19 protein-coding genes and 1 tRNA gene are annotated in these 18,777 nt (G+C 63.2%); 8 read left to right on the top strand and 12 right to left on the bottom strand.

The window, feature by feature from the left end; genetic code table 11:
- Positions 1 to 163: 163 nt before the first annotated feature.
- The 4 genes from LCM4577_RS27895 to LCM4577_RS27880 all read right to left on the bottom strand — a co-directional run bounded on the left by LCM4577_RS27895 (position 164) and on the right by LCM4577_RS27880 (position 3,805).
- Positions 164 to 2,026, bottom strand: a complete 1,863-nt coding sequence (locus LCM4577_RS27895; RefSeq protein WP_083354873.1) for an AAA family ATPase — start codon at positions 2,024 to 2,026, stop codon at positions 164 to 166.
- Between the two features lie 4 nt (positions 2,027 to 2,030).
- Positions 2,031 to 2,249, bottom strand: coding sequence for a MerR family transcriptional regulator (locus LCM4577_RS27890; protein WP_131803529.1), 219 nt, complete (start codon positions 2,247 to 2,249; stop codon positions 2,031 to 2,033).
- 416 nt (positions 2,250 to 2,665) lie between these two features.
- A tRNA-Lys gene (locus LCM4577_RS27885) sits at positions 2,666 to 2,741 on the bottom strand.
- Positions 2,742 to 2,902: 161 nt separating this feature from the next.
- Entirely contained in the window at positions 2,903 to 3,805 is a 903-nt protein-coding gene (locus LCM4577_RS27880) for a PhzF family phenazine biosynthesis protein (RefSeq protein WP_071074270.1), read from the bottom strand.
- A 133-nt stretch (positions 3,806 to 3,938) separates the two neighbouring features.
- On the opposite strand from LCM4577_RS27880, the gene LCM4577_RS27875 reads away from it, so the two are divergent.
- From LCM4577_RS27875 to LCM4577_RS27865, 3 genes are read left to right on the top strand one after another with little or no spacing between them, the layout of a single operon-like run.
- On the top strand, positions 3,939 to 5,225 hold the full coding sequence (locus LCM4577_RS27875) for an efflux RND transporter periplasmic adaptor subunit (protein ID WP_071074269.1): 1,287 nt from the start codon (positions 3,939 to 3,941) through the stop codon (positions 5,223 to 5,225).
- 4 nt (positions 5,226 to 5,229) lie between these two features.
- The gene (locus tag LCM4577_RS27870) at positions 5,230 to 5,937 is read left to right on the top strand and encodes an ABC transporter ATP-binding protein (RefSeq protein WP_041007691.1); all 708 of its coding nucleotides are present in this window, start codon (positions 5,230 to 5,232) and stop codon (positions 5,935 to 5,937) included.
- On the top strand, positions 5,934 to 7,151 hold the full coding sequence (locus LCM4577_RS27865) for an ABC transporter permease (protein WP_040982088.1): 1,218 nt from the start codon (positions 5,934 to 5,936) through the stop codon (positions 7,149 to 7,151). Before LCM4577_RS27870 ends, LCM4577_RS27865 begins: the two co-directional genes overlap by 4 nt.
- Before the next feature lie 14 nt (positions 7,152 to 7,165).
- Here LCM4577_RS27865 and LCM4577_RS27860 read toward each other — a convergent pair whose 3' ends face one another.
- Positions 7,166 to 7,882, bottom strand: coding sequence for a hypothetical protein (locus LCM4577_RS27860; protein ID WP_040982484.1), 717 nt, complete (start codon positions 7,880 to 7,882; stop codon positions 7,166 to 7,168).
- A gap of 5 nt (positions 7,883 to 7,887) precedes the next feature.
- Positions 7,888 to 9,000, bottom strand: a complete 1,113-nt coding sequence (locus tag LCM4577_RS27855) for an endonuclease/exonuclease/phosphatase family protein (protein ID WP_071074268.1) — start codon at positions 8,998 to 9,000, stop codon at positions 7,888 to 7,890.
- Between the two features lie 166 nt (positions 9,001 to 9,166).
- Here LCM4577_RS27855 and LCM4577_RS27850 point away from each other — a divergent pair, with 166 nt between their 5' ends.
- Together LCM4577_RS27850 and LCM4577_RS27845 are read left to right on the top strand one after the other, a co-directional pair.
- Entirely contained in the window at positions 9,167 to 9,745 is a 579-nt protein-coding gene (locus LCM4577_RS27850; protein ID WP_040982092.1) for a BA14K family protein, read from the top strand.
- A gap of 172 nt (positions 9,746 to 9,917) precedes the next feature.
- The gene (locus LCM4577_RS27845; RefSeq protein ID WP_041008222.1) at positions 9,918 to 10,202 is read left to right on the top strand and encodes a PilZ domain-containing protein; all 285 of its coding nucleotides are present in this window, start codon (positions 9,918 to 9,920) and stop codon (positions 10,200 to 10,202) included.
- Positions 10,203 to 10,286: 84 nt separating this feature from the next.
- On the opposite strand, the gene ilvC is transcribed toward LCM4577_RS27845, so the two are convergent.
- From ilvC to LCM4577_RS27830, 3 genes are all read right to left on the bottom strand, one after another.
- Complete coding sequence (gene ilvC / locus LCM4577_RS27840) at positions 10,287 to 11,306, bottom strand: ketol-acid reductoisomerase (RefSeq protein WP_040982094.1); 1,020 nt, start codon at positions 11,304 to 11,306, stop codon at positions 10,287 to 10,289.
- Between the two features lie 138 nt (positions 11,307 to 11,444).
- Positions 11,445 to 12,098: a TetR/AcrR family transcriptional regulator gene (locus LCM4577_RS27835; RefSeq protein ID WP_071074267.1), complete on the bottom strand. Its 654-nt coding sequence runs from the start codon at positions 12,096 to 12,098 to the stop codon at positions 11,445 to 11,447.
- 132 nt (positions 12,099 to 12,230) lie between these two features.
- Positions 12,231 to 12,686, bottom strand: coding sequence for a MarR family winged helix-turn-helix transcriptional regulator (locus LCM4577_RS27830; protein WP_040982098.1), 456 nt, complete (start codon positions 12,684 to 12,686; stop codon positions 12,231 to 12,233).
- A gap of 96 nt (positions 12,687 to 12,782) precedes the next feature.
- Here LCM4577_RS27830 and LCM4577_RS27825 point away from each other — a divergent pair, with 96 nt between their 5' ends.
- Both LCM4577_RS27825 and LCM4577_RS27820 read left to right on the top strand, forming a co-directional pair.
- Positions 12,783 to 13,088 carry a Rieske (2Fe-2S) protein gene (locus LCM4577_RS27825; protein WP_041011922.1) on the top strand — a complete coding sequence of 102 codons (306 nt, stop codon included), beginning with the start codon at positions 12,783 to 12,785 and terminating at the stop codon, positions 13,086 to 13,088.
- A gap of 1 nt (position 13,089) precedes the next feature.
- On the top strand, positions 13,090 to 13,809 hold the full coding sequence (locus tag LCM4577_RS27820) for a glutathione S-transferase family protein (RefSeq protein WP_071031619.1): 720 nt from the start codon (positions 13,090 to 13,092) through the stop codon (positions 13,807 to 13,809).
- Here LCM4577_RS27820 and LCM4577_RS27815 read toward each other — a convergent pair.
- Together LCM4577_RS27815 and LCM4577_RS27810 are read right to left on the bottom strand one after the other, a co-directional pair.
- Positions 13,763 to 14,992 carry an NAD(P)/FAD-dependent oxidoreductase gene (locus tag LCM4577_RS27815; RefSeq protein ID WP_071074266.1) on the bottom strand — a complete coding sequence of 410 codons (1,230 nt, stop codon included), beginning with the start codon at positions 14,990 to 14,992 and terminating at the stop codon, positions 13,763 to 13,765. The two genes, LCM4577_RS27820 and LCM4577_RS27815, sit on opposite strands and share 47 nt — an antisense overlap.
- Before the next feature lie 83 nt (positions 14,993 to 15,075).
- Complete coding sequence (locus LCM4577_RS27810; RefSeq protein WP_040982105.1) at positions 15,076 to 15,486, bottom strand: helix-turn-helix domain-containing protein; 411 nt, start codon at positions 15,484 to 15,486, stop codon at positions 15,076 to 15,078.
- Between the two features lie 265 nt (positions 15,487 to 15,751).
- On the opposite strand from LCM4577_RS27810, the gene LCM4577_RS27805 reads away from it, so the two are divergent.
- Positions 15,752 to 16,645 (top strand): SDR family oxidoreductase, encoded by an 894-nt coding sequence (locus LCM4577_RS27805; protein ID WP_041007703.1) that lies wholly within the window; start codon positions 15,752 to 15,754, stop codon positions 16,643 to 16,645.
- Positions 16,646 to 16,743: 98 nt separating this feature from the next.
- Here the strand turns inward: LCM4577_RS27805 and LCM4577_RS27800 are convergent, their stop codons facing one another.
- Positions 16,744 to 18,663, bottom strand: a complete 1,920-nt coding sequence (locus tag LCM4577_RS27800) for a potassium transporter Kup (RefSeq protein WP_071074265.1) — start codon at positions 18,661 to 18,663, stop codon at positions 16,744 to 16,746.
- Between the last annotated feature and the right edge of the window lie 114 nt (positions 18,664 to 18,777).

Raw genomic sequence — 18,777 nt, 5'->3', positions numbered from 1 at the left:
TAGCTTGGAGCGTCCCCCGTAGGGGGACGGCCCACATGCTGCTAAATCTTTTGATCATTTTCATTCCTTACGTTCTTTAGTCTTTTGCGCTCCTTTGGGGCTAAAGCCCAAAAACGCCGATTTAGGGCTTTAATTCTTTACGACCCTATGGGCGCTAAAGCCCTTAAAGATCGTCGCGCCCCTTGAAAGGAACGACGTTTTCGCCGGTCTTCAGCCGCGGGGCCTGATCGGCCTCGATCTCCTTCTTGATCTGCGAAACGCGCCCCTCGGTCAGGCCAAGCTCCTTGGCGATGTCCTTCTGCTTCCACCCGTCGTGCAGCATCTGCGCGATACGCTCCTTGCGCTCGTCGCGCTGCATCTCCATTTCCCATTCCACGTCGTCGTCCGAGACGCGGAACGTCAGAACGCGTGGTTCGGCATCCTGCCCGAAGAAGTTTCGGTGTTTGTCGAAAGCAAGTTCGATGGTGGTTTCGTCAGGCGTCTGCTCTTTCGCCAGCTTGAGCCCGATGCTCGTATCCATGACGTCTTCGCGCTTTGTCGTCCCTCGGGCGCGCCCTGACAAACCATCATGCACAACATAGATCAGCGTGCGACCACGCCAGCGGTGTTTCATGATCCACGCCTGCAACGGCCGCCAGGAATCCGCATCGTTCTCGAAGCCGGTGCGAACGAGCGTGGACTCGGAATCCAGAATGATCAGTTTCGGATCGGCACGTTCAATGATGCGATCGAGAACTTCGCGACCTTCCTCGGTGCCAAGGTCGGGCATATCCTGCTGCATCAATGCGAACTGCTCTCGGGACAGGACATGCAGATTACCGGCCGGTATGTCGCCTAGTGCCTTTAGGCGCTTCTGCAATGTACCGCCCGGCATTTCACCGTCGACATACAAAACACGACCCGCCGACCGGCACTTCCAATCCATGAAGTCCTCGCCCCGCGCAACCGCTCTCGCAACGCCGAGGCAAAACCACGTCTTCGCAACCCCGCGATAGGCATGAACCATCGCAAGGCTGCTCGTCTCCAACCACGGAGACAGCATGTGTTCTTTCTTCGGAAAGATTAGTTCCATGAACTCCTCCATCGTGATTGCTTCGACGCGGGTCGGTTTTCTGATCAATTTGGCTCCCTCGATGGCCTTTGCAGCCGCATCGTCACCGGCGCGCAAAGCGTCGTTGAAATCGTAGCCGGGATCGCCATCGAGTACTGCCTTCCGGACCCGCCGGCCGGTCATTGCCAGTCGCTTCGTCAGCTTCTCAGCGGCCTCCACGCCGGCGTCGTCGGCGTCAGCGCAAACGATGATGTCGGGACCATCCGGCAATTCGACCGCTGGCATATTGCTGGCGGAGATTGCGGCGACGCCCGCCTTGCCTGACAACTGCATTGCGCTGAGCGTCGTCTCGACGCCCTCGGCCACGATCAATTCGCCATCCGGATCGATTTCCCCTAGCTGCACGAATCCGCCCTTTATCGGCCCGTAGGTCTTCTTCACCGCGCCCGCCTGCCTTTCCAGCTTGGCTGTGGCGTCCTTCGTCAGTGACGTGACATGTGCGCCGATCAGTAAGCCATCCTTCGCAATGGGCAGTACCATTGCGGGGAAGCCGACATCCAAGAGCCTGCGGCTGTCTACAGCGGACATGAGCATTGCGTTCTCAGGGCAATTTTCTATGCCTCGATTGCGCAGATACTCGACAGGCTGCTTGCCGCTCTTGGCCGCAGCTCGAAGGATCGCACGGGCCTTGCAGAAACGGTCGTAGTCGTCTTCAAACGATGATGTGTCCGGCTTATTGATCGGTGGGTGTGGTTGTCGTCGATCCTTGGTCGGTAACAGCCCGCGAGTCTCAAGCGCGGCCTTGATGTTGCTTGGTAGGCATCCGGCAAAGCAATGGTAGATGAGCTTGCCATCCCTTCCTGTTGAGAGACTTAGGGACGGCTGCTCGTCTTCGTGAGCGGGGCAGCAGCAGATGCCTTGGCTCCCGTTCCATTTGCCGCCTAGAGCGTGCGTGATCCGCTCGGCGTCACTCATTGGTTTAGCCCTCCCGCTTGGCGGCGAAAGACTCGACTTGAGCCGCGTCGTAGAACACCTGCCCGCCTGCTCTGAGCCGGATAGGAGACAGGCGGTGTTCTTTTTCAAGCCTGTGGAGTGTGCTGGTGGAGATGCCGCCCAGAAGCTCACTAGCCTGTTTGCGCGAAAGAAGCTGAACGCGGACTCGAAGTCGACGTGATTGCGTCATCGGAATACCTTTCATGCTCACGACCCCAGATCGAGGCCGCCTCATGACTCGTCATACCGAGGCGTCCCGTGGCATTGCGTGTGAAGTGCAGACTTTTAGCAGTCTGCAGCGTCCACAACTCGTTGAATCTGCCTCACAATTTCGGGTTAGATCACGTTTTCGTGAAGCTTAGAAATTGCGAAGAATGTTCGGATGGAAACATGTGATCGAAACGTCCTCGCCTTCCCGTCCGTCGCCTTCACAGGGACGGAATCAAGCCACGCAAGGGGTAAGGGGTCGGCGAGGCGTGAAACGCGCTGTAGCACTGGATGCGGCAGGTTCGAGATCGCGTGAACTCAAGGCAAACCGGTGCCTGCATTCACTATACATTCATTCCGCCAAACGGCGCTTTCGCGCCTTTCGCGTAAATATTTGTTTTGTTTGAAGTTTTTTGGTGGGTGTGCACAGGATCGAACTGTGGACCCGCTGATTAAGAGTCAGCTGCTCTACCAACTGAGCTACACACCCACACCGCCGGGAAAACCAGCGTCGGCGGCGCATATAGCCGCCGCTTTCGGGTATGTCTAGCCCTGCCGGATCATTTCCCGACAAATCGACATGGCATGATCCCGAAAAGTGGATTCCGGTTTTCGGAAAAGATCATGCCTGCCTAAAAAAGCCCGCAGGCGTCACACAAACAGCTTGCCTTCCGCCGCCTTGATCGCATGGCCGCCGATGCGCGCGGATGCCAGGTTTCCGCCATCGACATTGAGCTCGAGACGGATGCGCGACGGCCGGCCCATTTCCAGCCCCTGCTCGAGCCAGAGCTGCGTGATTCCGTCGGTCGGGGCGTCGAAATGCATGATGGCGCCGGCAAAGGCGGCCGCGGCCGAACCGGTTGCGGGATCTTCGTAGGACGGCGTGCCGGGCACGATCATGCGCACATGGAAAGCGCTGTCGTGATGGACCGTCTCTCGGCAGTAGACGTATGGGCTGGCGAAGGCCCATTCGCTCTTGCGGGGCGCCAATTCCGACCATGCCTGGTTGTCGAGCCTGATCTTGGCCGCCTCCTCCAATCCGGCAACGGGAATGGTCACGTAAGGCACGCCGGCCGACCAGAAGGCGACGCGGTGATTCTCGAAGCCGATCTCGTGCGGGGCAAGGCCGAGCGCCGCGCCGATCGCTTCCGGATCAGCCTTGAGCTCCAACGGTTCCGGCAATTTCGCCAGGTCGAACTCGGCGAAGGTCGAGCCGTCATGCTTGCTTACCGCGCAGCGCACCGGTCCGATATTCTCCTCCAGCACGAAAATGCCGGCGGCTTCCCCGGCGAGTTCGGTCAGCGCGATCGCCGCGCCGACCGTCGGATGCCCCGCGAAAGGCATTTCATAGTCGGGCGTGAAGATGCGGATACGGTTGCGGTGCTTCGGATTGTCCGCAGGCAGCACGAACACCGTCTCGGAAAGATTGAATTCGCGCGCGATGGCCTGCATGCCGGCGCTGTCGAGCCCGTCGCAGTCGAGCACCACGGCAAGCGGATTTCCGGCCAGCCTTTCGGTGGTAAACACATCGTAAAGCAAGTAATCGCGCGCCATGGAGTAAACCTTTCGCCTCGGTCCGAATATCTGCCTCAATCCCAACATGGGGGAAATTTAATTTGAAATTCGAACCTTGAGGCCTGATTTGTGCACCGATAGGGATGTCGATTTTTCATTATAGGGGTCTGGGGTGGACCAGCTTGTCAATCCGCCAAACGCGGAATCCGGTACTTCCATAGAGGCTGCGCTCGGGCTCGGCCGCAAGGGCGTAAGCCGCAAGCGTCGCCGCTTCTGGGTCTATGCGCTGCTCGCGATAGCGATCGTCGCCTGCGGCGCTGCCCTCTATCGATGGTATGCCGCAGCCCCTCCTAGGATCGAATACACCACCGTGCCCGCGGCGATCGCCGACCTCACGGTCGAAGTATCGGCCACCGGCACGCTGCAGCCGCTGACCCAGGTGGATATCTCAAGCGAACTGTCCGGCATCGTCCGCTCGGTCGCGGTCAATGAAAACCAGCAGGTCAAGAAGGGCGATGTGCTGGCGACGCTCGATACCGCCAAGCTGGAGGTCCAGATCGAGCGCGCCACCGCCTCCGCCAAGGCGGCGGCAGCAAGCGTCGAGGACGCCAAGGTGACCTTGCAGGAGAACGAGAACGCCGTTGTGCGCGCCAGCGCGCTGACCAAGCGCGGCATGGCGACGGACCAGTCGCTCGAAGCGGCCACGGCGACGCGCGACCGCTCGAAGGCAGCGCTCGATAGCGCCGAAGCCAATCTCGCCATCGCCCAGGCCGATCTCAAGGCGCAGCAGACCGATCTCGCCAAGAGCACCATCTATGCGCCGATCGACGGCATCGTGCTGACGCGCTCGGTCGATCCTGGACAGACGGTCGCGTCCTCGCTGCAGGCGCCAGTACTCTTCGTCATCGCCGCCGACCTGAGGAACATGGAATTGCAGGCCGCGGTCGACGAGGCCGATATCGGCGCGGTCAAGCCTGGCCAGCACGCCCGCTTCACCGTCGACGCCTTTCCGGACCGGCCGTTCGATGCCGAAATCCGCGACATCTCCTATGCCTCGGTCACCACCGACGGCGTCGTCACCTACAATGCGCGCCTCGAAGTGGACAATGGCGAGCTTCTCTTGCGGCCCGGCATGACGGCAACGGTCTCGGTCGTCACAAGACAGGCCAAGGGGGTGCTGACCGTCCCCTCGACCGCCTTCCGTTATCGCCCGATGCAGCAGCAGGCGCGCGGCTGGAGCTTCAGCGACCTTTTCACCGGCCGCATGGGCCGCCCCAACCGGCAGCGCGAGGCGACGAAGGCGCCGACCGACGGCTCGCGCACGCTTTATGTGCTGGAGAACGGCCGGCCACATCCCGTCAACGTCAAGATAGGCTCGACCGACGGCGAGCTGACCGAGATCACGTCCGGCCTCGACGCGGGCGCTGAGGTCATCACCGGCGCGCAGCAGCGGAGCTGACGACATGTCGGCTCCCCTGCTCATCACCTTCGACAAGGTCTGGAAAAGCTATGGCGAGGGCGAGGCCCGCGTGCACGCGCTGGCCGGCGTCGATCTCGCCATCCGCAGAAGTGAATTCGTCGCGATCATGGGTCCTTCCGGCTCAGGCAAGTCGACGGCGATGAACATCATCGGCTGCCTCGATACGCCGACAGCGGGGACCTATTCCTTCATGGGCGTCGATGCGGGACGCCTCGATCGCAACCGCCGCGCGCTTTTACGCAACCTTTATGTCGGCTTCGTCTTCCAGGGCTACAACCTATTGCCGCGCACCACCGCGGCGGAAAACGTCGAGCTGCCGCTGATCTATCGCGGCGTGGCCGCGCGCGAGCGCCGCGAGCTCGCCATGCAGGCGCTGGCTCAGGTCGGGCTTGTCGGGCGCGAGCACCACACTCCGGCCGAGCTTTCGGGCGGCCAGCAGCAGCGCGTGGCGATCGCCCGTGCCATCGTCACAAGGCCGACGCTGCTCGTCGCCGACGAGCCCACCGGCAATCTCGACACCGCGCGCACGCATGAGATCATGGAGCTGCTGACCAGGCTCAACGCCGAACTCGGCCTCTCCATCGTCATGGTGACGCATGAGGCGGACGTCGCCGACTATGCCGGCCGCATCGTCCGCTTCCTCGACGGCCATGTCGCCTCCGACACCCTGAAAGCGGAGGAAGCGGCGTGATCTGGGAGACCGTCCGCCTCTCGCTGCGCTCGATCCGCCGCAACGTGTTGCGCTCGTTCCTGACGCTGCTCGGCATCGTCATCGGCGTCGCCGCCGTCATCGCCATGCTCACCATCGGCTCCGGCACGACGGAAAAGGTCAAGGCCGACATCTCGAAGCTCGGCAGCAACCTGCTCGTCGTTCGCGCCGGCCGGCCGGCGGGGCCCGGCGGACCGGGAGGCCTCGACCAGGCGGTGCGGCCGCTGGCCGAGAAGGATGTCGCCGCGCTCGTCGCGCATCTGAGCGGCGCGCGCGCCATTTCGCCTGCCTCGCAAAAGCAGGTCCGCGTCATCTTCGGCACCGAAAGCCTGACCTCGGGCGTGACAGGCACCGACAGTGCCTACCTGGACGCCCGCGACTGGAAACTCGTCTCCGGGCGGCCGTTCAGCGATTCCGAGACGCGCGCCGGCACGGGCGTGTGCTTGATCGGCGAAACCGTGCGCCAGCAATTCTTCGGCGCCGGCGATCCGGAGGGCGAGATCATCCGCGTCAACCGCACCTCCTGCAAGATCATCGGCCTGTTGGAGCCGAAGGGCTATACCGGCTTCGGCCAGGACCAGGACAATGTCGTGCTGATGCCGCTGCATGCGTATCAGCGCCGCATCGCCGGCAACCGCGACATCGACAACATCTATATCGCGGCCGACGACCGCACGCCGACCACCGAGCTCCAGCCGCGCGTCGAGGACATCTTGCGCGACACGCGCCGCATCACGCCGGACCGCGATCCCGATTTCGCCATCCGCGACATGACCCAAATCGCCGACGCGATGACGAGCGCCACCACCACCATGACCGGCATGCTGGGCGCCGTCGCCGGCGTCAGCCTTCTGGTCGGCGGAATCGGCATCATGAACATCATGCTGGTCTCGGTCACCGAGCGCACGCGCGAGATCGGCATCAGGCTGGCGATCGGCGCGCATGAAAAGCACATCCTCATCCAGTTCCTGGTCGAGGCGACGGTGCTGTCGCTGCTCGGCGGCATCATCGGCATCCTGATCGGGCTTTCGCTGGCCGGCCTCGCCTCGATGGCGCTGACGATACCGTTCGCGCCAAGCCCAGCCGTCGTCCTGCTCGCGGTCGGCTTCTCGGCGCTGATCGGCATGGTGTTCGGCTTCTTCCCGGCGTTGCGCGGCGCTCGCCTCGACCCGATCGACGCGCTGCGGCACGAATAGTCCGAGCAACGGTGCTAACGATCACCGCCGAAATGCCACTCGATCAGCGGCTTCATGTGGGGCATCAAGCCGTCGGGCAGATCGCCGGCGCCACGGATGATGACCGGCCCCTCGATCTCCGGCTCGGCTTCGGCCGCGACGAAAGCCCGGACACGGCGCGCCAGTTCGTCGGCCGTTTCGGTCACACGATACTGGCGGAAGATCACCGTGCCGCTCGCCGTCGACAGCGCGTGATAGCGATGCCCGCGTTCGGCCGTCGACAGATCGAGCCCGGTCTCCTCCCCGACCTCGCGGATCATGTTGAAGTCGACATCGACCATGCCGTCGCGGAAGTCGATCGGCTCGAACGAGCCGGCGGCGAAATAGACGCGGCCGGCATTGACCGTGTGACGGCCCATGCGGATCGCCACCAGCGCATTGTCGCCGGCAACCAGCACGGCATGCGCATAGGCATGCTCGGCGCCGGAATTCTCGCGCCGCTTGCGCCACAGCAGGAAGGTCGAATACTTCACCGCATGGCAGCGTCCGGCGAGGCGATTGTCCCGATAAGCCAGTTCGGAAAGCAGCACCACGGTGCCGTCGAACAGCGCCGGATTGGCCGTGATCTCCTGCCGCCAGTTCTCGGCGATCGCCTCTGCATTGCTGACCGCGAACGGATGCGGGCCGGGATCCAGGCGGACGTCGATCGCGTCGACAGGCAGGATGACGTTGCGGGGCAGATCGAAGCTCAAAAGGGTCACGCCATGTCCAGTGCGATCACCACGGGGCAGTGGTCGGAGGCCTTTGGCCTGTCCCAGCCGGCGCGCGGGAACCGTTCGACCTCCTGTCCGGGCGGGAAGATGGTGCGCCAGGGCTGGCCGTTGCGGATGATGTCGGGAACGGCCGTGGCATTCCTCGCGGCCAGCGCCTTCGACAGCAGGATATAATCGAGCTGGCACAGATGCCGCTCCTCCGGGCCGCGCGTGTGGTAGAAGCTCCAGCGATCCATCTCCGGCCGCCGCTCGACGACATTCTCGCAAAAACCGCCGGCGGTGAGCACATCGACCGAGGACCGGGCTTCGTCGACGACCTCGAAACGATAGCCGTCGATGGCGTCGCCATCGATCTTCACGCGCTGCCGGTAGTCGTTGAGGTCGCCGCAGATCGCCCAGCGCTTGTTCGCGGCGTGATCCTTGCCGAAACGCTCCTCGATGATGCGGCGCACCGCCTGCGCCTCGGCGATGCGCAGCGGCATCGACGCCTCTCGGCCGTCCAGCCCGTTGCGCGGCGGGCCCATCGATTTGAAATGCACGAGATAGAGCGTCAGCGGCGCGCCGCCGATCTTCAGGTCGATCTCCAGGCAGTCGCGACGAAAGATACGCTCGGTGGCGATATAGCCGAGCGCGGCGAGTTCCGGCGTGAACAGCCCGAACTCCTCGAAGGTGACATAGGCGTGGCTGGTCATGCGCACGAATTCGATCGGCTGCCCTTGCGCGGTCTCGTTGCGCATCATCACGGCGACATCGATGCCGCGCGTGTCGTTGCCGGCGGTGGTGTATTTCTGCCGATAGCCCTGCCCGACCATCTTGAACAGATAGCCATACTCGAAGGCCTTCAGCGCCTCGATGTTGTCGACCTCCTGCATGCAGATGACGTCGGCGCGGGTGGCCGCGATGGCGAGCGCCGTCAACTGGCGGGTGTCGTCGGATTGGGCGATCGTGCGAGCTTGTTCGAGGATGCGGTATTCGGCCTCGCTCTGGATGTCGAACAGCGCCAGCGTGCGGTCTTCGTTGAGCTGGTTGCGATAGCCCGAGAAATCGAACCTGCTCATCAGGTTCTCGACATTGAAGGTGGCGAGGCGCAGCGACATGGCCGTGACCTTTGCCCGCAAGCGCGAGCGAAAACAAGAGCCAGGCCGATGCTCGCCATGGTTGATGGAACCTTTCCGTTCATCCCCCGTTCAGACGAAAAGTTCCAACAATAGGCCTTTCCCCGGGGTGTTCTGGGCGTGGGGCCTTTACTCCTTGGAGAGTGAAATGAAACCGCTTTTTTCTTCCCTGAGATCAGGGCTTCTGGTCCTGGGCCTCGTTGCCGGCGTGACCGCGCCGTCGGTCGCGGGACCGATCCTGCAGCCCGATCTCGGCGTTGCGACGAATACCGCCGCGCCGAACATCATTCCCGTGCGCGACGGCTGGGCCGGCAACAACAACGGCGGTAGCTTCCAGGATTGGCGTTGGCGTCACCGCGGCGGCGACTTCAGATGGCGTGGCGGCGACCGTCGCTTCTCGCGCCACTGGGACGGCGGCCGATGGGACGGCGGCGGCGACTGGCGCTGGCGGCGTCATCATCACCGGCACTTCCGTGGCGGCGACGCGGCGCTCCTTGGGCTCGGCCTCGGCCTTGGCTTGGGCAGCGTCTATGGCAACTACTACGATCCGTACTACTACGATCCCTACCCGCGTTACGTCCAGCCGCGGCGCATCTACCGGACCGAGCGGCTGTCCAGCGCGCATGTCCGCTGGTGCTATGACCGCTACCGGTCGTATCGTGCCTGGGACAATACTTTCCAGCCCAATTACGGTCCTCGCAAGCAATGCTGGTCGCCCTATAGCTAAGCGGCCCACCAGCACGGACAAGGAAACGGCGCCCTTCGCGGCGCCGTTTCTCTTTTGCGGCAACCTGTGCTCGCCGGCCGATAACCCTAAATTCATCGGCCGCGGCTATTCATCCATGCCGATGTCGCCCAATATGACGATTCGCGCGAACGGGGTGCGAGACGTGCTCGCCATGGCCGAAAACGAACACAGAAACCAACACAGGCAACGCGTGCTGAAGGGCGCGGCGATCCTGACCGGCATCAACAACTCCGAAGTGCGATGCACGGTGCGCAACATGCATTCGAACGGCGCGGAGCTGAAAGTGCCGATCGACGCGCGCGTGCCGGACGAATTCCTGCTCTACGTGCCGGTCGACGGCATCGGCTACAAGGCGGTGGTGCGTTGGCGCCGCGAGGACCGCATCGGCGTAGAGTTCACCGGCACCGAGCCCAAGCCGCATTGGCATTACGGCTGAGCTGCAGCGATTGGCCTCACCGGCGAAGAAAAAAGACCGGCGGATCGCTCCGCCGGCCCGTCAGATGCATAACGAAGTCGAAAATTAATTCTTGGCCTTGTCGACCAGCTTGTTCTTGGCGATCCACGGCATCATCGCGCGCAGCTTGGCGCCGACCTCTTCGATCTGGTGGCCGTCGTTCATGCGGCGGATACCCTTGAAGCGCGACAGGCCGGCCCGGTATTCCTGCATCCATTCCGAGGTGAACTTGCCGGTCTGGATGTCCTTCAGGATGCGCTTCATCTCGGCCTTGGTCTCGGCGGTGATGATGCGCGGACCCGAGACGTATTCGCCCCATTCAGCGGTGTTCGAGATCGAGTAGTTCATGTTGGCGATGCCGCCTTCATAGATCAGGTCGACGATCAGCTTCACCTCGTGCAGGCACTCGAAATAGGCCATTTCCGGGGCATAACCGGCTTCCACCAGCGTCTCGAAGCCGGCACGGATCAGCTCGACCAGGCCGCCGCACAGCACCACCTGCTCGCCGAACAGATCGGTCTCGCATTCCTCACGGAAGTTCGTCTCGATGATGCCGGAGCGGCCGCCGCCGACGCCGCAGGCATAGGAGAGCGCGAGGTCGAGCGCGTTGCCCGAAGCGTCCTGGTTGACGGCGACCAGGCACGGCACGCCGCCGCCTTTCTGGTATTCGCCGCGCACCGTGTGGCCCGGGCCCTTCGGCGCGATCATGACGACGTCGACCGAGGCCTTCGGCTCGATCAGGCCGAAATGCACGTTGAGGCCGTGCGCGAAGGCAATCGCGGCGCCGTCGCGGATGTTCGGCGCGATCTCGTTCTTATAGATGTCGGCCTGCAATTCGTCGGGCGTCGCCATCATCATCAGGTCGGCCCATTTGGCGGCGTCCGCCACGCTCATCACCTTGAGGCCGTCTGCCTCGACCTTCTTGGCGGTCGCCGAGCCGGCCTTGAGACCGATGGCGATCTCCTTGACGCCGGAATCCTTGAGGTTGAGCGCATGCGCCCGGCCCTGGCTGCCATAGCCGATGATGGCGACCTTCTTGCCCTTGATGAGATTGAGATCGGCGTCACGATCGTAATAGACACGCATTTGGTGTTCCTTCCCTTTTGAAGATCAGAGCATGATGCCGAAAAGTGTGAAGCGGTTTTCGGACGACATCATGCTCTATCTCTTTGGTTTAGAACCGGATTCAGATTTCAGGTCCATTTGACCTGAAATCATCCGGTTCTAGTGGCTTTGCAGCCGGTTGTTTGCTCCGAAGAGAGCGAGAAACTGTTGCGTCGCGCGGCGGGCGTCGCCGCCGATCGTCGCCTCAGTCAATTCCACCCGGTCGCCGAGCAGCAGACGGATCTGCACGTCGCGGCCGACCAGGCCGAAAAAGGTCCGGAACGCCGTCTCGGCGTCCTCGAAATCGAGCAGCCCGGCCTGCCGGCCGACTTCGAGCACCGGCTTCAGCCGCCTGGCAAGCGCGAAGCGGCCATTCTGCAGGACGATGGCGCCGAGGTCATCCTTGCCGGACCCGGCATGGCCGACCGCCACGCGGTTGAGCGCGATCGACGTATCGCTGGAGATCACCTTGAGCCAGTCAAAAGCGAAGCGTTCGAGGCTTGCCGTCAGCGACGCGAGGTCGAGACCCTTGCGATCGACCGGTGTCACACGCACCTTGGAGGCCTGCCACTGCACCGTCGCCGTCAGCAGCCCGTCGCGGTCGCCGAACCATTTGTAGAGCGTTTCCTTGGAACAACTGGCCCGCCGCGCCACCGCGGTCATGGTGAGGTTGTCGCCCTCCTCCACCAGCAGGCGAAGCGCCGCGTCAAGAACGGCCTGCTGCCGCTCCGTCAGCGTTTCGCTTGTGTCGATGTCGGCGCCTGCCTGCAGCACAATCTTTCCCGTTTCTTCGGTCGCCCCAGAGGCGTACCGTACGTTACGGTTCGGCTTATTGCGCATTCCGATTTCCGACGCAAGGGCCATGGCGCGAAAAATGACCCGGCGGAATGGCCAAAGGCTCACCAGCTAGTCGCCGGCCGGCGGATCGCGCAGCCGTCCGAGCAGGCTGGCCAATGTCCTCAGTTCCTGGGCCGAAAGCCTGTCGCCCATCAGTTCCGCGATCGAAGCGCCGTAGACGGTCCAGATGCGGCGGCGCATTTCCCGGCCGCTTGGTGTGATGCGGACGGTCTGCCCGCGGCCGTCCTCCGAGACAGGCAGCTTTTCCACCAGGCCATCCGCCTCCAGGCGGGCGAGCAGCCTTGAGACGCCGTACTGCGCCAGGAGAACGCGGTCGATCAGCTCGAACGGCCTGAGCCCGCCCTCGCCTGCTTCGGCAAGCTCGTGCAGCACGTCATACCAGGCGAGCGGCGGCAGGCCGTTAGCCTTCAGCGCGTCCTCGGTCCTCTCGACCAGCTGGCGCGAGACGCGCACGAGGCGCGCCCAGGCGACGACGGCCTCGGGTGATGGGGATTTTTTCGTCATCGGCACACTCTAGTAGGTAGATGCAACTGCATCAAGCTTGACGATCGATGCAAATGCATTCATATAGATGCAATTGCATCGATAAGGAGTTCTCCGATGAAACATGAAATCTGCAAGATCGCCGATATCCCGCAAACCGGCAGCCTGGTCGCGCCCTTCTTTGGCCGCGAGGTTCATGTCTGGCGCAGCGGCGACCGCATCCGCGCGGCGGCCAATGTCTGCCTGCATTTCGGCGGACCGCTGGACTGCAAGGACGGCGCTTTTGTCTGCCAATGGCATGGCGCGAAATTCGACATGGATAATGGCGAGCGTCTCGAAGGACCGGCGCCGAAGGGTTCCCGCCTGATGTTCCTGTCGACCCGCGTCGAAGACGGCGCGCTGAACTATGTCTGGGGAGAGTGAGATGACTGCCAGCCTCACCCTCGTCAGCCATCATTTGTGCCCCTACGTCCAGCGGGCGGCGATCTCGCTCGCCGAGAAAGCTGTGCCGTTCGAGCGGGTCTATGTCGACCTTTCCGACAAGCCGGAATGGTTCAAAGCCGTCTCGCCGCTCGGCAAGGTGCCGCTGCTCCGCGTCCGGCACGGCGATGCGGAGGAGGTGATCTTCGAATCCGCCGTCATCCTCGAATTCCTCGAGGAGACCAAGGCCAATCCCTTGCACCCGGCCGATCCGCTGGCGCGAGCCAGGCATCGCGCCTGGATCGAATTCGGCTCGGCCATCCTCAATGCCATCGGCCGCTTCTATTCCGCTGCCGACGAAGCCGCTTTCCTGCATGAAAGCAGGGGCTTGTCCGAAATGTTTGGGCGTGTGGAGGCGGAACTGTCGGCAAGGCAGAGCGGCCCGTGGTTCGCCGGCGAGCGCTTCTCGCTGGTCGATGCCGTCTACGGGCCGGTCTTCCGCTATTTCGACACGTTCGACCGCATCGGCGATTTCGGCACTCTCGACGGCAAGCCGCTCGTCCAGGCATGGCGCCATGCCCTGAGCGAACGCCGATCGGTAAGCGAAGCCGTCAGCCCGGACTATCCGCAGCGACTGCATGCCTTCCTTCGGGCAAAAGGATCGTACCTGTCCGGGATCATCCGGCGGCAGGCCATTGCAACTCCGCAAGCCCGATCCGCCTGAATGGATCGATCACGGTTCCGGCGACCATGGCGGCAAGGAATTGCGGCCCCGGCGGGATTCGCGCCAGTCCCGCCACCATGCGGTCGCGGACGAAGGGCAAGGCTGCGGAGTCCGATTGGTAGAACGGCGTCAGCGACAACGACAGCGCCTGGAAGGCGCGCACATGCCAACGGCGTGCACTCGCATAAGTCGCCAGCGCTTCGTCGATGTTGTTCGTCCGCGCCAACGCATGACTGAGCGCGGCGGCGTCGAGCAGCGCCATGTTCGCGCCTTGCCCGAGCTGCGGGCTGGTCGAGTGCGCGGCGTCGCCGATGACGGCAAGCCGCCGGCCGGCCGGCAGCCTCATCGTGTGGTGGCCGTAGCGGGCGAGCGAGAGCTGCTCGAAACTGTCGATCTGGCCGGTGAAAGCCTCGCATTCCGGCCAGACCGAAACCACCCTCGCCTTCCATGCTTCGAGCCCCTCGGCCTTTATCCGTTCGGCATCGGCCGGCTTGAGGCTCCAGAAGAAAGCCGCCATGTCTTGCGCGCCGGGCTCCGGCCGACCGATCGGCAGCACGCCGACCATGATGCTTGCCTTGTCGTAGCGCTGCAGCAGCGCGCTTCTGTCAAAGCCGTCCCGCCAGCCGAGCGACGCCCAGAATGYGCCATAGGCGAGCGGTCGCGGCATGGCAGTATCGCCGAGAAAGTGCCGCAGTTTCGAGCGCGCGCCGCTGGCGTCGACAACGAGGTCGAAAGGCCCGAGCCGCTTGCCGTTGCCGCAGACCAGCGTCGCGCGCTCAACCGTCTCCAGCGTCTCGACCTCGACACTGGTCTCGATGGCGATCGCTTCGCGCAAGGCGGCGCGATGGAGCACGCCGAACAGCGCCGCCCGATGCACCGCGAGGCCGAAGCGGCGGCCGCGCCGCGCGTCGTAGCGGACTTCGAGCACCGTGCGCCCGGTCTGGGCATCGGTGCCGTGCAGCCGCCCGATGCGGCTGCCAAGCAAAAGGATCTCATCGAGCAGGCCGAGATCGGCGAGCACTGTCAGTCCGGTCGGCTGCAGGATGAGACCGGAACCGACCGGCTTCGGCGCGTCGAAGCGCTCGAAAACGGTGACCTTGTGCCCGGCTCGCTTGAGGTAAAGCGCTGCCGCCAGCCCGGCCGGACCGGCGCCGGCAATCGCGATCTCGTTAGACTTGCCCATCGTCCCCCAACCCGAACCTGCAGGGACAATCCCRCGTGGAACGCGCCGGATCAATCGGGCGCTTTGACGCTTATATCGAGAAATCAGCCTTGGTTGGCGTCGAAGGCGGCGCGCGCGTCACGCACCGCGTCGTGATTGAGTTCGGCCCATTGAATGAGYTGTTGCAGCGGCAGGAACATCGAGCGCCCAAGATCGGTGAGGCTGTATTCGACGCTTGGCGGCTTGGTCGGGAAAACTTCGCGGTGCACATAGCCGTCGCGCTGCAGCTCGTGGAGCGTCTGCGTCAGCATGCGCTGCGAGATATCGGGAACCAGCCGGCGCAGCTCGCCAAAGCGATAAGGCTTCTCGGCCAGCGCCATGACCAGCAGCGAGCTCCATTTGCCGCTGATGCCCTGGATCACGTCGCGGACCGGACAATCGGCGAAGTTGGCGCCGTTCGTCATGGCCTTATAGACCTCGAGCTTGGCTTTCAGATTAAAGATCTTGCTATCCATCACGACATCCGCTGATCGAAACCAAAGCATGTCTCCCGAAAGTGGAACCGGTTTCGGGGCAAAGACATGCGTAAAAACCCAAAGCGCATGGAGCAAATCCGAAAAGATCGCGACGCGCTTTAGGCCGTCCAGGTGGTTCCCTGGCTGTGCCTACCTCCCGGAAAACTGCCTTCTTTACGGCTCGAGGTCAATTCCTATTTTAGTGCTGGTCTCTTTTTGAGACCGTCACTTGATCCGCCTTCGACACGATTTTCAGGGACCTCCCATGACCGAAACCCTTCTCGTCACCGGCGCCTCCGGCCAGCTTGGCCGCGCCGTCATCAACCACTTGCTGGGCGCGCAGAAAATTGCGCCCTCTAGCATCATCGCTACCACCCGCGATCCCGAAAACCTAGCCGATCTGGCGGCGCTCGGCATCGCCGTCCGGGCCGCCGATTTCAACGACAGGACCTCGCTGGAGAAGGCGTTCGCAGGCGCCGACCGCGTGCTGATCATCTCGACCGGCGACCTCGACTTGAAGACTGGCCGGCGCCTGAAGCAACATCAGACGGCGGTGGCCGCGGCCGAGGCGGCTGGCGTTTCGCACCTGCTTTACACCTCGATGCCAAATCCCGAGCCGGGCTCGCCGGTACTGTTTGCCGGCGACCACCACGGCACCGAGCAGGCGATCAAGGCAAGCGGCATCCCCTACACCATCTTCCGCAACGGCTGGTATCAGGAGAACCTGTTCATGTCGCTGCCGCACGCCATCTCGGCAGGAAAATGGTACACCTCGGCCGCCGACGGACGCATCGCGCACGGCGCGCGCGACGATATGGCGGCCGCCATCGCTGCCGGCCTCGCGTCCGGCTCCAAGGAAAGCCGCATCTACACGCTGACCGGCCCGCAGGCCTACACCACCAACGAGATTGCAGCGCTGGTAAGCGAGGTGACCGGCAAACCGCTGGAGGTTATCCAACTGCCGGACGATGCGCTGACCGAAGGCGTCAAGGCTGCCGGCGTTCCCGAGGATTTCGCCCGCATCATCGTCTCCTTCGATGCCAACACCCGCGCCGGTCGCATTGCAGAGGTGACCGATGCCGTCGAAAAACTCTCGGGCCGCAAGCCGCGGACACTCAAGCAGTTCCTCGAAGCGAACAAGGCTGCATTGCTCGGCTGAAAACTGGCGCACCCGAGAGCGCTTCTCTCTCGGGTGCGCTTCACCTCGACCGTTTACCGCCTCCCTCGACACTGCTTTGGCCGATGGGGCGGAGCCTGTCAGATGGCGACCTGCGTACCGATTTCGACGACGCGTCCGGTGGGGATCTGGAAATACTCCGTCGCGTCCGCCGCGGTGCGCGCCAGGCCGATGAACAGCCGGTCCTGCCAGACCGGCATGCCGGAATTGGGCGAGGCCTTCAGCGAGCGCCGCGACAGGAAGAAGGATGTCGTCATGATGTCGAACTTCCAGCCCTGCTTGCGGCAGATGGCCAGGGCACGCGGAATGTTCGGCTGCTCCATATAGCCGAAGGTCAGCGTCACGCGCATGAAAAGCTCGTTGACCGTCTCCAGCTTGACGCGCTCGCTGTCCGGCACCACTGGTTGCGGCGCCGTCACCACCGACAGGATGACGTTCTTCTCGTGCAGCACCTTGTAGTGCTTCAGGCTGTGCATCAGCGCAGTCGGCGCGCTCAGCGGATCGCTGGTCAGAAACACGGCGGTGCCCGACACCAGCTGCGGCTTCTTCTTCAACAGGTTCGCCGCCAGGAAATCGAGCGGGATCTCGTTCCGGCGCGTCTTGTCGAACAGATAGCGGCTGCCGCGCACCCAGGTCCACATGCCGAGGATGATGGCAAAGGCGACCGCGAGCGAGGCCCAGCCGCCCTCGAACACCTTGACGATGTTGGAGGCGAAGAAGCCGATATCGATAAAGGCGAACAGCACGGTCAGCGCCACGGCTCGCCACAGCGGCCATTTCCAGATGCGGGTCATGACCACGAAAAGCAGAACGGTTGTCACCAGCATGTTGCCCGTGACCGATATGCCATAGGCCGAGGCGAGCTTGCTGGATTCGCCGAAGCCGACCACCAGCAGCATCACAACGAGCGCCARCAGCATGTTGACACGCGGCATATAAACCTGGCCGGACTGCTTCTCCGACGTATGCAGGATTTCAAGCCGCGGCAGCATGTTGAGCTGCACCGCTTGYCTCGTCAGCGAATAAGCGCCGGAGATCACCGCCTGGCTGGCGATGACGGTTGCCGCAGTGGCCAGCACCACCATGGGGACCAGCGCCCAGCCCTCATTCATTTCGAAGAACGGATGGCCGACCATACCCCCCTTGGCGAGCACGTAGGCGCCTTGCCCCGCATAGTTCAAAAGCAGGCAGGGAAACACGATCGCCAGCCATGCCAGCACGATCGGTTTGCGGCCGAAATGACCGAGGTCGGCGTAGAGCGCCTCGGCGCCGGTGACGGCCAGGAAGATCGCGCCGATGGTGACGAAGGCGACGTCGGGCGAGTGGATCAGGAAGGCTACGATATAGTGCGGGCTGATCGCCCACAGGATCTCCGGGTCGGCGATGATGTGGTTCAGCCCGGACAGGCCTATCGCCAGGAACCAGACGGCTGTGATCGGACCGAAGATCATCGCGACGCCGCCCGTGCCGAACCGTTGCACGGCAAAAAGGATGGCGAGGATAAGCAGGGTCAGCGGAACGACATAGGGCTGGAAGGCCGGCGTGACGACATTCATGCCTTCGACCGCCGACAGCACGGAGATGGCCGGCGTGATGACCGCGTCGCCGAAAAAAAGCGACGCGCCGGCAATGCCGACCCCAAGGATGATGGCCGAGCGGGTCGAAAAACTGCTTCGCGCAAGCGCCATCAGCGACAGCACGCCGCCCTCGCCGCGGTTGTCGGCGCGCAGCACGAACATGATGTATTTGATCGTGACGATGATCGTCAGCGACCAGATGATCAGCGACAGCACGCCCAGAATGTCGCCGCGATCGGCGACCTCGCCGTGCGAAGACGCCACCAGCGCTTCGCGAAACGCATAAATCGGGCTCGTGCCGATATCGCCATAGACCACGCCCAGCGCCCCAAGCATGAGGACCTTGGTGCTGTGCTGCTCGATTTCCGCGTGGCTCGGCAGGTCGGYGGGTTCTGCGTCTGCACCACCATTGGCAAGGGCCATGGACGACACTCCGATAAAACGCGCGGTGCTCTACGCTTGCTGCAGTGCAATATCAAGTGCCCTGACGTGAGGGCTCCCATGCCGCCGGCGCACGGCTTGGCCTGCCGACCAAAT

It is taken from the genome of Mesorhizobium sp. LCM 4577 (assembly GCF_001854795.2).
Classification (GTDB): Bacteria; Pseudomonadota; Alphaproteobacteria; order Rhizobiales; family Rhizobiaceae; genus Mesorhizobium; species Mesorhizobium plurifarium.
Note: the sequence above shows the minus strand (reverse complement) of the source record. Positions and strands in the feature narration are given on the sequence as shown.